We start from the raw sequence: 13,619 nt of genomic DNA, 5'->3' as shown, positions 1-13,619 counted from the left end.
ACCCCTTGAAGCATTAAAATACATCAATGATTCAAGGGGTTTAGTTTAGCTAGGCAATTAAATCGCGGCAATGACCATGATTTCAATCAACCAATTTGGATTGACTAGCTTGGCCTCAACGGTTGCACGAGCAGGCGGTGTAACACCATCTATCCACTCATTCCATGCTGTATTAAAAGCATCAAAGTTGGCAAGGTCGGTAATAAACACCTGTGCTGATAGCATTTTTGATTTGTCTGAACCTGCCTTAGCCAGAGCAGCATCAATGTTGGCAAACACCTCTTTGGATTGACCTGTAATATCTAGGCTGTCATCATTGGGTACTTGCCCTGCCAAATAAACCATGCCACCATGAATGGCAATTTCACTTAAAGTGGCATTACTGTCTAGTTTGGTGATGGTTGTCATCATTCTCTCCTAATAAAATAACCAAATTTTCTCAATACCGTGCCAGCGACAACCCATCAAGGCTAATCTCAGGCATCTGCCCTGTGATGATGTCGCCAATAAGTTTGCCTGAACCACACGCCATCGTCCAGCCAAGCGTACCATGTCCTGTATTGATGAATAAATTATCAAACTTAGTACCACCGATGATGGGTGTGCCATCTGGAGTCATTGGACGAAGCCCTGTCCAAAAAGTCGCATTTGACAAATCACCTCCTGTAAATAAATCACTCACCACCATCTCAAGCGTAGCACGGCGAGCAGGATTTAGCATCAGGTTAAATCCGCTTAATTCTGCCATGCCACCCACACGAATGCGGTCATCAAAGCGAGTAATGGCAATCTTATAAGTTTCATCAAGTACAGTTGATACAGGGGCGTTGTCAGCATCAATGATAGGTATGGTCAGCGAGTAACCTTTTACAGGATAAATAGGTAAATCCAAACCCAAAGTTTGTCCCATTTCTCGTGAATAGCTACCCATCGCCAGTACATAACCATCAGCGGTTAACATACCTTCATCCGTCAATACGCCTGTGATGCGATTGCCGTTGTGATGAATGGCGTGAATGTTGTTATTCAACAAGAATTTTACACCCAGTCCTTTGGCAATGTCCACTAGGCGTTTTGTGAATAAATTACAATCACCTGTCTCATCATGGGGTAGTCTTAGACCCCCAACCAGTTTATCTTTGGCATGAATCAAGGCAGGCTCAGCTTTTACTAGGTCGTCTTTGTTGAGTAGCTCATAAGCCACCCCACATTCTTTTAAAACCTCAATATCACGCCCAACAACATCCAACTGTGCCTGCTTACGAAACAGCTGTAGCGTACCTTTGGTGCGGTGTTCGTACTGAATGCCTGTCTCATCTCTTAATGTTCGCAAGCAATCACGGCTATATTCTGCAACACGCATCATTCGCTCTTTGTTGATGGCATAACAAGACTCATTGCAGTTAGCAAACATTTGCATTGCCCAACTTGCCTGCCACCATGAGCCATCAGGTCCGATGGAAAATGGTGCGTGTTTTTGCACAAGCCATTTGGCGGCCTTGATAGGAATACCAGGGGCTGCCCAAGGGGTTGAATAACCAGGGGATATTTGTCCTGCGTTACCAAAGCTCGTCTCTTCAGCAACATCATGCTGACGGTCTATGACAGTGACCTCTACGCCCATTTTAGCAAGATAATAAGCGGATGTTACACCGATCACACCGCCGCCCAAGATAAGTATCTTCATAACAGTCCTTATATATGAACAATAATAAAACAAGGGGCAAAATAAAATAGCTTGCCAATAGCAAGCCTTACAGATATTCTATATCATACCCACAGCGAAAACAAGACATTTGCAAAAAATCAATCCAAACAAACCCAAGTCTAATCGCCCTAATCGCAAAGAGTGATTATATCATTTAAATTCAAAGATATATCAATCCACCCATTAGCACCGATTTGACAAATTTTTCAAGGTCGTCTGATTAGAACTCATCGCCTAATTTGACAATCTTCATACTTATGTTATAGTATCTTTTGTTATAATATTTCTTAATCCACACTAAAAAGCAAGACCGCCAAGAGCTGTTTTGTTATCCATTTTAAAGGTTATCTAATGAAAACTTATCACGCCATACTGACAATTTCTACACTCATCGCTTTAACCGCTTGTAGTCAGCCTAAACAAGAAGCAACATCTGACGCACCCGTTGCCACAGACACCGCCCAACACACCGAAACGGACAGCCATGCACATCATCATGCCGATAACGCACCTGCACATGCTGTAGAATACATGGAAGCCATGCAGGTCATGCACGATAAAATGACAGCCGCCATGAAGCACGCCCACCCTGATACAGCATTTGTGGCAGGCATGATTCCCCATCACGAAGGGGCAGTTGCCATGGCTCAAATCCAACTAAAATATGGCAAAGATGATGAGCTTCGAAAATTGGCTCAAGCCATCATTGACGGTCAGCAAGCAGAGATTGACATCATGCAATCATGGCTAAAAGACAATGCGTCATTAACCAGTGATGACAGCTCGCACATTCAAGATTATGAACAACTATCAGGTCATGACGAGATGATGAATGGCATCATGGATGAAAATCCTGACATCGCTTTTGTTAAAGGCATGATTCCCCATCATCAAAGTGCCATTGAAATGGCAGACATCGAACTAAAATATGGCAAAGATGCTAATATCAAAGCACTGGCAACTCAAATCAAAAACGCCCAAACGCCAGAAATCAAACAAATGCAAGATTGGTTAGCCAACACAAAATAAGCTTTGATACTGGGTAATACACCCATCAAAAATATAGACCTTTTCATAAAACCACACTCTTTGGGTGTGGTTTTTGTCCAACTTAAAGCACAAAACCGCCAATCAAAATCTGCTATAATAAAACCAATTTTTATAATAAACAGCCAAATCATGTCTTTATTTTCTTATTTTGAACGCAAAATCAATCCATATCCAGACAACGACATGCCCATCATGACCAAAGGTCAGCTCTTTTCATTCCTGTGGGCGTGTAGCGAAGGGGCGAGATTTTGGATTTTTATTCGCATGATACTATCAATTCTGCTTGGGGTATTTGGCTCGTTGCTATTTGCTTGGGCGGGTGATGTGGTGGATTGGCTGACTGTTTATACACCCACAACCCTTTGGCAGGAAAAAGGGCAGACCATCATCATGATACTGGGTCTGTGCATACTGTCAATCATTGGCGAATTTATCGGTAATCTGGTGCGTTTTCAAGTACTACAAGGCGTATTTCCCATGCGACTGCGTTGGTGGTTTCATAAGCACATGCTAGGACAATCCATGCAGTTTTATCAAGACGAATTCTCCGGACGAGTCTCTGCCAAGGTCATGCAGACTGCCTTGAGCGTGCGTGATACCATCATGACGATGGCAGAGATGGTGTCATTCGTCTTGGCATATTTGATTACCAGTGGCGTGATTTTGTTAGGGTTGGATATTTGGTTATTTGCCCCATTTGTCCTATGGCTGATTGTTGTAACAACAATGCTAAAGTTCTTTTTGCCACGCCTAAGACAAACCGCCAGCAACCAAGCAGATGCTCGTGCCTTAATGACAGGGCGTGTAACCGATGCTTATGCCAATATCAGTGCGGTCAAGCTATTTAGCCATTCCAACCGTGAACTTCGCCATGCCAAATCCGCCATGCAAGAGTTTATGGTAACAGTACACGCTCAAATGCGATGGGTATCCATGCTTAGTACCACCAGTGAAACAGTCTCATTATTCATGATTGTCGGTAGCACCGCCATTGGTGTATATCTATGGATGATGGGCGAGGTAACAGTCGGAGCGATTGCAGTTGCATCTGGCATCGCCCTACGCCTAAAAGCAATGATTCAGTGGATCATGTGGGAGGTAGCAAGCCTATTTGAACATATCGGTACAGTACAAGATGGCATGAGTACACTAACCACTATCCACGCCATTACTGATAAGGCAGACGCTCATGAACTTAGCGTTACTCGTGGTGAGATTGTTTTTGACAATGTGTCGTTTAATTATGGCAAAGATGACAACCAAAGCCAGTTGCTCAAGCAGTTTCATTTAAGCATTAAAGCAGGCGAGAAAGTCGGCTTGGTCGGCAGAAGCGGTGCAGGAAAATCCACCTTGGTTAACCTACTACTTCGTTTTTATGACATCAATAGTGGTGGCATCTATATTGATGGTCAAGACATCAGCCATGTTACCCAAACTTCCCTACGCAAGAACATTGGCATGGTAACCCAAGATACCGCCCTATTGCACCGCAGCATCCGTGAAAACATCGCCTATGGCAAACCCGATGCCACCGATGAAGACATCATCGCCGCTGCCAAAGCTGCCCACGCATGGGACTTTATCCAAACCCTACAAGATAAATACGGCAACACAGGGCTAGATACCCAAGTGGGCGAGCGTGGCGTAAAACTCTCTGGTGGTCAGCGTCAGCGTATCGCCATCGCTCGTGTAATGCTCAAAAATGCCCCAATTCTTCTTTTGGACGAGGCGACATCCGCCCTAGATAGTGAGGTTGAATATGCCATCACCCAAAGCCTAGATGATATGATGGTGGGCAAAACCGTTGTCGCCATCGCTCATCGTCTATCCACCATTGCAAGTCTTGACAAGCTGGTGGTGATGGACAAAGGACAAATCATTGAGATGGGCAGCCATGATGAACTCATCGCCAAAAACGGCGTCTATGCCAGTCTTTGGGCAAGGCAATCTGGTGGGTTTTTAGGTGAGATGGAATAAACCCAACCATTTTAACCACCAAAAACAAAACCCCAAATCATATACGATTTAGGGTTTTGTTTTTGGTGCAAACAGCCAGTCTTCTTGACAGAATCCATCTTTTTGATATAATAGATAATGATTTTCATTTAATAGGAATTATCATGACACTCAAAAAAGGCATCATCACAGCATATTTATTGGCAGGATTAACATTTGGCACTTATGCCATTGCCCAGACCCCTAGCGATACATCATTAGACCAATTGATGCAAGTTACTCATGCCGAGCAAGTTTTAAAAGATAGCATGAAGCTTGGTTTTACCAGCTCATTGACCCAATCAGCTTTACTCGGACCTGGCTTTCGACACCTGCCTGATGACAAAAAAGCACAGCTTGAAATTCTATTCAACGAATTTGGCGAAACCGTATGGCAAGACATTGATGACACCATCGAACTTTTTGAAAAGACCAAACAAATTTATCTACAGGTCGCCAAAAAGCACCACACCCAACAAGAAGTTGATGCGATGATTAATTTTTATCAATCCCCCATCGGTCAGGATATTGTCGTTAAAGAAAATATGATAATGAATGAGGTAAGCAACAAAGCGATTGACATTATCAGTAAAGATGCGAAGTTTTTACAAAAGGTTGAAGAAGCAACAAAAAAACACTTACCGGCATTTGAAGACAAAGTAAAAGAACTTCTTAAATAGCACCAACAATAAACCCCCTTATGATACAAGGGGGTTTGTTTATGGCGTTCTACAATGCCAAGACCATGATTATTCCCACTCAATCGTCGCAGGCGGCTTACTTGATACATCATAGACCACACGAGAGACATCGGCAATCTCATTCATGATGCGAGTTGAGATTTTATCTACTAAATCATAAGGCAGATGAGCAAAACGAGCGGTCATAAAATCCACCGTCTCCACCGCTCGAAGGGCAATCACCCACGCATAGCGGCGACCATCGCCCACCACACCAACCGACTTAACAGGCTCAAATACGGCAAAGGCTTGGGCGGTCTTATCATACCAACCGCTTGCACGCAGCTCTTGCATAAAAATATCATCCGCCACACGCAAAATATCGGCATATTCTTTCTTGACTTCGCCCAAAATCCGCACACCCAAACCCGGCCCTGGGAACGGATGGCGATAAATCATATGTTTAGGAATGCCTAATGCCACGCCAAGTTTACGCACTTCATCTTTGAATAAATCACGCAAAGGCTCAACCAACTCAAACGCCAAATCATCGGGCAAACCACCAACATTATGGTGAGACTTAATCACATGAGCCTTGCCATGCTTGGATTTGGCAGACTCAATGACATCAGGGTAAATCGTGCCTTGTGCCAAAAATTTGATGCCATCTAGTTTACGAGCTTCTTCTGAGAATACTTCAATAAACTCACGACCAATAATTTTGCGTTTGGCTTCTGGGTCAGTTACGCCAGCCAGTGCATTTAAAAAACGCTCTTCAGCATCGGCACGAATCACGCGAATGCCCATATTGTCAGCAAACATTTGCATGACTTGATCGCCTTCATTGAGACGCAGCAGTCCATTATCCACAAACACACAAGTCAACTTATCGCCAATGGCACGGTGTAAGAGTGCTGCCACCACCGATGAATCCACGCCACCTGATAGACCCAGCAATACTTGATTATCGCCAATCTGCTCTTGCAACTGCTGAATACGAAGCTCAATAATATTATCCGAATTCCACGCATTGCCACAGCCACAGATGCCATGCACAAAGTTGCTAATCAGCTGTTCGCCTTTTTCTGAATGGGTAACCTCTGGGTGAAATTGCACGCCATACAGTTTGCGATTTTCATCGGAGGCAGACGCAAAAGGACAGCTTGGCGTACTGGAGGTAACACCAAAACCTTCAGCAAGTTTGGTGACTTTATCGCCATGACTCATCCACACTTGCGATTGATTTTGTGCATCCGCCATGCCATTAAGCAAGCCATCGTTTTGGACAATATCAATTTTGGCATAGCCAAACTCCTTGATGTCGCCCGCCTCAACCTTACCGCCTAATTGCTCGGTCATCGTTTGAAAACCATAGCAAATGCCCAGTACAGGTACACCCAATTCAAACACCGCTTTTGGTGCACGTGGTGAGCCTGCCTCATGCACACTCTCAGGACCACCTGATAAGATGATGCCTTTAGGAGCAAAAGCACGAATCTCTTCATCCGTGATGTCATAGGCATACATTTCGCTATACACACCAGCCTCTCGCACACGGCGGGCGATGAGCTGACTGTACTGCGAGCCAAAATCCAAAATCAAAATGCGGTCGGTGGTGATGTTTGCGGTCATGGTGCGTCCTTTGTGATGCGTAAAGATAATATGGCTATTTTAGCATTTTTTAGAGAAAATGGCGACCACTACACCACTTGCCCACCCAATAATTCTGATGACAGCACCAAAAAAGCAATGCTTGGTGCTTCCCATCGCCATAAAAAAGCCCAAACATAAATTTGGGCTTTTTATTGATTTGATTAAGCATCCACTTCAGCGTTGAGTGCGTTCTCCTCAATGAATATACGGCGTGGCTCAACCTCATCACCCATCAAGCAATTAAACAGATGATCGGCAGCGATGGCGTCTTCAATGGTAATTTTTAACATTCGGCGATTTTCAGGATCCATTGTCGTCTCCCAAAGCTGATCAGCATTCATCTCGCCCAAACCCTTGTAACGCTGAATGGTCATGCCACGGCGTGCATCTGTCATCATGTATTCCCACAGATGATGGAAATCTTTGATGACCAAATCTTTATCGCCACGACGCAAGAACGCCCCATCGCCAAGCACGGTATTCCACTGGCTAGAAAATTTAAGCAATCGGGCATATTCCGATGAGTTTAGGAATGCTGAATCTAGCGTATAATATTGTGGCAAACGATGGACAAATATCGTTACTCGTGGCAGCCATTGTTGCTTTTGGGCATCATCACCACCTGTTACTTCAATCAACTCCACCTTCGGCGACAAATGCCCTGCTGATTGGTTTAGTTTTATTTGCAGCTCATCTACCCATGACTGCATGACAGCTTGATTGCCAAAATCAGCCGAGAATTTTGGGATGAGCGTCAGTGCATCTAGCAACTCTGATGGATATTTATTCTGCAAGCGATGTTTGATGACTTGTGATTGGTTGTAGTCATTAAGCAACTTTTCTAGTGCCACGCCCGTTACCGCAGGGGTATTTTGGTCCAAGAACAACTGATTATCATCAATGGTTGATGATAACAGATATGATTTTAATGCTTCATCATCTTTTAAATACAGCTCATGCTTGCCTTTTTTAACCTTATAAAGTGGTGGCTGAGCAATATAAATATGCCCACGCTCAATGAGTTCTGGCATTTGACGGAAAAAGAAAGTCAATAGCAATGTGCGAATATGCGAGCCGTCCACATCGGCATCGGTCATGATGATGATTTTATGATAGCGAAGTTTTTCAACATTATATTCATCAGCACCAATGCCTGTACCAAGTGCTGTAATCAGCGTGCCCACCTCAGCAGATGATAACATCTTGTCAAATCTAGCACGCTCCACATTTAAAATCTTACCCTTAAGTGGCAAGATTGCCTGCATCTTACGATTGCGACCCTGCTTGGCAGAGCCACCTGCCGAATCACCCTCGACAATATACAATTCAGACAAAGCAGGATCTTTTTCTTGACAGTCCGCCAGCTTTCCTGGCAAGCCTGCAATATCAAGCGAAGTCTTACGGCGAGTCATTTCTCGTGCCTTACGAGCCGCTTCACGAGCACGAGCAGCATCAATAATTTTACCTGCAATCGCTTTGGCTGCGGCTGGATTTTCAAGCAGATACTCGCTCAATCGTTCATGCATGGTGGCTTCAACCGCTGATTTTACCTCGCTAGAAACTAGCTTATCTTTGGTTTGTGAACTAAATTTTGGGTCAGGAACCTTAACCGAAACAATCGCAACCAAACCCTCTCGTGCGTCATCACCTGTTATCTGAGTTTTTTCTTTTTTACCAATATTCTCAGCTTCCATGTAGTGATTTAAACAGCGAGTAAGTGCTGAACGAAAACCCGACAGGTGAGTACCACCATCTTTTTGGGGGATATTGTTGGTAAAGCACAACACTTTTTCATTATAGTTGTCCGACCACTGTAGTGCTACCTCCACACCTATACCATCTGCTGTCTGCGCGGTAAAATGGAAAATATCATTGAGCGTTTGTTTACCTTCATTGATGAAAGTAACAAACTCAGACAGACCGCCTTTATGCTCAAAAACCTGCACCTTATCATCACGCTCATCAGTTAAGACGATGCGTACACCTGAATTTAAAAAAGATAATTCACGCAAGCGTTTGGCAAGAATATCATAATCAAACACCGTACCACTAAAAATTTCACCACTTGGGTAAAATCTCACTTGTGTGCCAGTCTTATCAGTAGGTTCAACCTGCTTTAAATCAAAGTTGGGCACACCATCAGTGTAATCTTGGGTGTACAAATAACCATCACGCCAGATGTTTAGGGTGAGTTTCTTGGATAAAGCATTGACCACCGACACACCCACACCGTGCAGACCGCCTGACACCTTATAGGAATTGTCATCAAACTTACCACCTGCGTGCAACACGGTCATAATCACTTGAGCTGCCGACACCCCTTCTTCTGGATGAATATCTACAGGAATGCCACGACCATTATCCATGACCGAAACTGATTCATCTTCATGAATGACAATGTTAATCTCATCACAATGCCCAGCTAATGCCTCATCAATGGCATTATCCACCACCTCAAACACCATGTGATGCAAGCCTGTACCATCATCTGTATCACCGATGTACATACCTGGTCTGACACGCACAGCCTCAAGCCCACGCAAAACTCGGATATTTTTTGAGCTGTATTCAGTATTCTGGGTATCGGTAGAATCACCGTGTTGTGGCTGCTCAATCATGAAACTTCCTTAAGATTTATGCTTAATTTTTTTGCCTGCAAAGGCATGACTAAAAATTAAAATGATTGTCTATTATAGCATTTTTTTTCGCAAAAAGTCATGAATTTGCACGGACGGCGGTTATATATCACTTCAAACCTAACCCATCTCCACATCACCCTGTTCCACATGAAACACCTTAAACTGCCCAGAACCCCTATTAAGATGTCGCAGTTTATCAGTAATTTTATCTTTGATGTCCATCTGCAAACTTGTGATGAATACCTGACAAGGCAGTGATAGCAAAACCCCAAGCAATAAATCCACCGCCTGCTCATCAAGCTCTGCATCAATATCATCAATCAGCACCACGGGCTTTATACCATCCAAATACTGACAAATCATCTGTAATTGTGAGAGTTTTAGGGCGGTAATCAGCAGTTTTTTTTCACCACGAGACAAGACATTAACCGCCTGCTCTCTGATTTTTTCGCCCTGCTCATTCGTCTGCTTTAACAGTATGGTAACATCAGCACGATGTGCTCCGATGCGTGTATATCCAAGCTCTCTATCTTGAGCAGACCGAGATTGCAGTATATCAAACAACCCCAACTTATCATCAAACCCTGCTTGATAAGCAAGATAAATCCGCTCTTGATAACTGGGTAAAAGTCGCCCCACCATCGCATCAAAAAAACCTCGCCACTCATCAAACACCGCTCGCCGATGCTTGTGCAAAACAGAAGCATAAGACGATAACTCTCTATCCCACGCCCCTAGCTCATTGATGGGTAGATAGGCGGATTTTAGCAAGGTGTTACGCTGTTTTAATAGACGCTGATAGGCTAGCCAAGCAGGATAAAACTTTGGTTCCACATGGAACGATAGCCAATCAAGCAACTGTCTGCGATTGGCACTACCCTCTTCTAATACCGCCATGCCAGCCGGATCAATCAATAAGGTTGGCAATAAAAATGACAAGACGCTCTGGCTATTGACCACGCTGTGATCAACTTTTAGTGTCGTGGTGGCAAGCGAAGCAGCATCCAGCTGCTTTTGGATGGCAATGGTCTTATCACCATCAATCCTTGCCCAAATGGTACAGGCTTTAGCGTGATGTGTGATGTACCGTCTGGGCTCATGATGGCGAAAACTTTTGCCTCGAGAAAGCAAAAACACCGCCTCTAAAAGCGATGTTTTGCCACTGCCATTTTGACCAATGATAAGATTGCAATCCGCTAATGACAGTGAAACTTGATGCAAGTTACGCAGTGTATGAACGCGTAATTGATGAATCATAACTATACACGCATCGGCATAACAACATATTGATAATTCATCTCATTACCCACTTGGTAGATGAGTGCAGGTTTTACCGACTCAGTCATCTCAATGCGAATATCGCCATGCAAGACTCTTAGTACTGCACGCAGATAGGTTTCATTGAATGATACCTCAAGTGGCTCACCTTGATAGCTGACAGAAAGATACTCCTCTGCTTCATCTTGCTCTCTTTGGTTGCGTACGCTTACTTTGACTTTATCAGCCTCTGCAAAATCAAACAGCACGCCTGGCGACTCTTTGCTGACCAATACCGACAGGCGACGCAATACCTCAACCGCCTCATCTTTATTAAATACCGCTGCCTTATCATAGCTTGGTGGCAACACTCGGCGATAGTCTGGGAACTTACCCTCAATCAAGCGTGCCACCATAGTTACCTGCATACCTACATAATCACTGTCACTACCAAATGTCAAAGATACCTGCAAAAACTGCTCATCAAAGCCTAGCGACACCACCTCATCTTCTGTAGACTTAACAATTTCACTCAGTAGTCTTTCAAGCTCACCCACCGCTTTACCAGGGATAATGACACGGCGTTCATCATAACTGGCACTCAATACTCTGTGAGCCACCGCCAATCTATGCCCATCTGTCGCCACAACCGTCAGTTTGTCTTGATGAATCTCAAACAGCATACCCGTCAAATAATGACGGACATCTTGGGTTGCCATGGCAAAACGGGTGTGATTAATTAAATCAAATAAGGCAGCACGATTAATATCAATAGCGGTAGCCACGCTTGGTGTGCCAATGCTTGGAAAATCCTTAGCAGGCAAGGTTTTTAAGGTATATTTAATCTTGCCACCAACCACCAAACAGCGTGAATCACCAACATCAAGCGTTACCACTTCATCAGACAACGCCTTACAAATCACAAACAGTTTTTCGGCAGGTAAAGTGGTCTCACCTGCTTCAATGCAAGCACCTTCTGGTAGATGCACCCGAGCGGTTAATTCAAGCTCCAAATCAGACGCCACCAAAGTCAACAGACCATCTTCTAAAACAAACTTAATATTTGCCAAGATAGGTCCTAAGCGGTGATGCTTATCTGCCGCCTTTGCCACAAGGCTGATGGCATTAATCAGGGTGTTACGATTGATGGTTAATTTCATTGCTACTTCCTAATTTTTAATGCATCTATGTTACTCATTTTTTAAGACAAACACAAGTTTTGTTTGGCTACAGCATTCATCATTCAAATTCCAATGTTGCTTTTAAGGCTTGATAGGCTTTTTCCACCTTTACATCACTTAAACGCAACTCTTCAATCGCCTTGCAAGCGTGCATTACGGTCGTGTGGTCTCGCCCACCAAAAAACTGTCCAATCTCAGGAAAGCTGTCTTGAGTTAACTCACGAATCAGCGCCATCGCCATCTGGCGTGGTCTTGCGATATTACGACTGCGTTTTTTACCCATCAAATCCTTGGCGGATACACCATAATACTGAGCGACCAAATCACGGATATTATCAGCATTAACCGCCCTAGCTCGTGCCTCAACATGATCCTTAATGGCGTGACGCACTAAGGATAAACTAACAGGCTCCTCTGACATGGTAAAACTTGCATGCACTTGATTTAACGCACCCTCTAAGCGGCGAACATCAGGGGCGACATTTTGGGCGATAAATAATGCACATTCCTTAGGCAGCCCCATGTTTAAGATACTTGCCTTTTTTTCCAAAATTTGCACCCGCATATCAATATCAGGTGGCTCAATCAGTAAGTTTAGCCCACCAGAAAACCGTGATTTAAAGCGTTCATCAAAGTTATTTAGTTGAGTTGGCTGTCTGTCCGATGCCAAAATAATGCGGTGTTTTTTATTTTTGCCAAATTCACTAAAAATTGTCAACAGTAGCTCAGATACTTGTGGTGCGGTTTTGGCGTTAATTAGATGAATATCATCAATAATCAGCAAATCCGCCTTACAAATCCTTTTGACCAACTGGTCCACTTTATTATCTCGAAATGCCTCTTTGGTGATGCGAAAAAAGTGGTCTTTGGTCAAACAACAAAACTTCAACCCAGCTTTTTGGTAACGGTGTGCCACCGCATGCATCAGATGCGTCTTACCCAATCCTGATGAGCCATACAAAAACACCAAAGGGTATAGACTACTCCCTGCCTTTTTTCCCAAATCATAGCAAGCATTATAAGCAAAGGCGTTAGACTTACCCTTAACAAAAGCATCAAAAGTATAATGCTCTTCTATTTGCTCACTTTCATCAATCTGCGTACTTACCTTGCTTTTTTTCAAAGTAAGCTTATCGCCTTTTGGTTCAACCTCAATTACCTTGGCAACCGCCAAACGAACCTCACCTACCTCTGGTGGAGCACAACGCTTGACAGCCTCTTTAATCAGCTCAAGATGATGCTTATTGACATGCTCTACAAAATAGTGATTGATGGCAGATAACACCAACGCACCGCCATCTAAGCTCGGCTGTAGTGGGGCAAGCCAGCTTGTAAAATCCACCTCTGACACCTCAGAAGACAAAAATTCTAAGCACTGTTGCCAAAACTCTACCGAAGTTGGTTGCGATTTAGGCAACTTAGGCGGGCTCTCCCCATCTTCATCAAACAAGTACAT

At 43.8% G+C, this 13,619-nt stretch carries 11 protein-coding genes; 4 read left to right on the top strand and 7 right to left on the bottom strand.

Going from position 1 to position 13,619, the window contains the following annotated elements; all coding sequences use genetic code 11:
• Positions 1 to 57: 57 nt before the first annotated feature.
• Both L3D27_RS00055 and L3D27_RS00050 read right to left on the bottom strand, forming a co-directional pair.
• A complete protein-coding gene (locus L3D27_RS00055; RefSeq protein WP_432481924.1) occupies positions 58 to 408 on the bottom strand; it encodes a RidA family protein in 351 nt (116 codons plus the stop codon).
• A gap of 31 nt (positions 409 to 439) precedes the next feature.
• The gene (locus L3D27_RS00050; RefSeq protein ID WP_432481215.1) at positions 440 to 1,687 is read right to left on the bottom strand and encodes a D-amino acid dehydrogenase; all 1,248 of its coding nucleotides are present in this window, start codon (positions 1,685 to 1,687) and stop codon (positions 440 to 442) included.
• Between the two features lie 372 nt (positions 1,688 to 2,059).
• Between L3D27_RS00050 and copM the strand changes: the two genes are divergently transcribed.
• The 3 genes from copM (at position 2,060) to L3D27_RS00035 (ending at position 5,433) form a co-directional block, all read left to right on the top strand.
• Positions 2,060 to 2,737 carry a CopM family metallochaperone gene (gene copM, locus L3D27_RS00045; protein ID WP_432481214.1) on the top strand — a complete coding sequence of 226 codons (678 nt, stop codon included), beginning with the start codon at positions 2,060 to 2,062 and terminating at the stop codon, positions 2,735 to 2,737.
• Positions 2,738 to 2,887: 150 nt separating this feature from the next.
• On the top strand, positions 2,888 to 4,735 hold the full coding sequence (locus L3D27_RS00040; protein WP_432481213.1) for an ABC transporter ATP-binding protein: 1,848 nt from the start codon (positions 2,888 to 2,890) through the stop codon (positions 4,733 to 4,735).
• Between the two features lie 143 nt (positions 4,736 to 4,878).
• Complete coding sequence (locus L3D27_RS00035) at positions 4,879 to 5,433, top strand: DUF2059 domain-containing protein (RefSeq protein WP_284673688.1); 555 nt, start codon at positions 4,879 to 4,881, stop codon at positions 5,431 to 5,433.
• 69 nt (positions 5,434 to 5,502) lie between these two features.
• Here L3D27_RS00035 and guaA read toward each other — a convergent pair whose 3' ends face one another.
• Complete coding sequence (gene guaA, locus L3D27_RS00030; protein ID WP_284673687.1) at positions 5,503 to 7,065, bottom strand: glutamine-hydrolyzing GMP synthase; 1,563 nt, start codon at positions 7,063 to 7,065, stop codon at positions 5,503 to 5,505.
• A 12-nt stretch (positions 7,066 to 7,077) separates the two neighbouring features.
• Here guaA and L3D27_RS00025 point away from each other — a divergent pair, with 12 nt between their 5' ends.
• Entirely contained in the window at positions 7,078 to 7,224 is a 147-nt protein-coding gene (locus L3D27_RS00025) for a hypothetical protein (protein ID WP_432481212.1), read from the top strand.
• Between the two features lie 23 nt (positions 7,225 to 7,247).
• On the opposite strand, the gene gyrB is transcribed toward L3D27_RS00025, so the two are convergent.
• The 4 genes from gyrB to dnaA all read right to left on the bottom strand — a co-directional run bounded on the left by gyrB (position 7,248) and on the right by dnaA (position 13,619).
• Positions 7,248 to 9,704: a DNA topoisomerase (ATP-hydrolyzing) subunit B gene (gyrB, locus tag L3D27_RS00020; protein WP_432481210.1), complete on the bottom strand. Its 2,457-nt coding sequence runs from the start codon at positions 9,702 to 9,704 to the stop codon at positions 7,248 to 7,250.
• A 138-nt stretch (positions 9,705 to 9,842) separates the two neighbouring features.
• Positions 9,843 to 10,982, bottom strand: a complete 1,140-nt coding sequence (gene recF / locus L3D27_RS00015) for a DNA replication/repair protein RecF (protein ID WP_432481209.1) — start codon at positions 10,980 to 10,982, stop codon at positions 9,843 to 9,845.
• Between the two features lie 2 nt (positions 10,983 to 10,984).
• Positions 10,985 to 12,142 carry a DNA polymerase III subunit beta gene (dnaN, locus tag L3D27_RS00010; RefSeq protein ID WP_432481208.1) on the bottom strand — a complete coding sequence of 386 codons (1,158 nt, stop codon included), beginning with the start codon at positions 12,140 to 12,142 and terminating at the stop codon, positions 10,985 to 10,987.
• A 79-nt stretch (positions 12,143 to 12,221) separates the two neighbouring features.
• Positions 12,222 to 13,619 (bottom strand): chromosomal replication initiator protein DnaA, encoded by a 1,398-nt coding sequence (gene dnaA / locus L3D27_RS00005; protein ID WP_432481207.1) that lies wholly within the window; start codon positions 13,617 to 13,619, stop codon positions 12,222 to 12,224.

Source organism: Moraxella sp. ZY200743, assembly GCF_050885545.1.
Taxonomy (GTDB): domain Bacteria; phylum Pseudomonadota; class Gammaproteobacteria; order Pseudomonadales; family Moraxellaceae; genus Moraxella; species Moraxella haemolytica.
This window is presented reverse-complemented; position numbering and strand designations above follow the sequence as displayed.

Bases quoted from the DNA above. Each gene is read 5' to 3' on its own strand.
- L3D27_RS00055 (WP_432481924.1), bottom strand. From the start codon at position 408: ATGACAACCATCACCAAACTAGACAGTAATGCCACTTTAAGTGAAATT.
- L3D27_RS00050 (WP_432481215.1), bottom strand. From the start codon at position 1,687: ATGAAGATACTTATCTTGGGCGGCGGTGTGATCGGTGTAACATCCGCT.
- copM (WP_432481214.1), top strand. From the start codon at position 2,060: ATGAAAACTTATCACGCCATACTGACAATTTCTACACTCATCGCTTTA.
- L3D27_RS00040 (WP_432481213.1), top strand. From the start codon at position 2,888: ATGTCTTTATTTTCTTATTTTGAACGCAAAATCAATCCATATCCAGAC.
- L3D27_RS00035 (WP_284673688.1), top strand. From the start codon at position 4,879: ATGACACTCAAAAAAGGCATCATCACAGCATATTTATTGGCAGGATTA.
- guaA (WP_284673687.1), bottom strand. From the start codon at position 7,065: ATGACCGCAAACATCACCACCGACCGCATTTTGATTTTGGATTTTGGC.
- gyrB (WP_432481210.1), bottom strand. From the start codon at position 9,704: ATGATTGAGCAGCCACAACACGGTGATTCTACCGATACCCAGAATACT.
- recF (WP_432481209.1), bottom strand. From the start codon at position 10,982: ATGATTCATCAATTACGCGTTCATACACTGCGTAACTTGCATCAAGTT.
- dnaN (WP_432481208.1), bottom strand. From the start codon at position 12,142: ATGAAATTAACCATCAATCGTAACACCCTGATTAATGCCATCAGCCTT.
- dnaA (WP_432481207.1), bottom strand. From the start codon at position 13,619: ATGTACTTGTTTGATGAAGATGGGGAGAGCCCGCCTAAGTTGCCTAAA.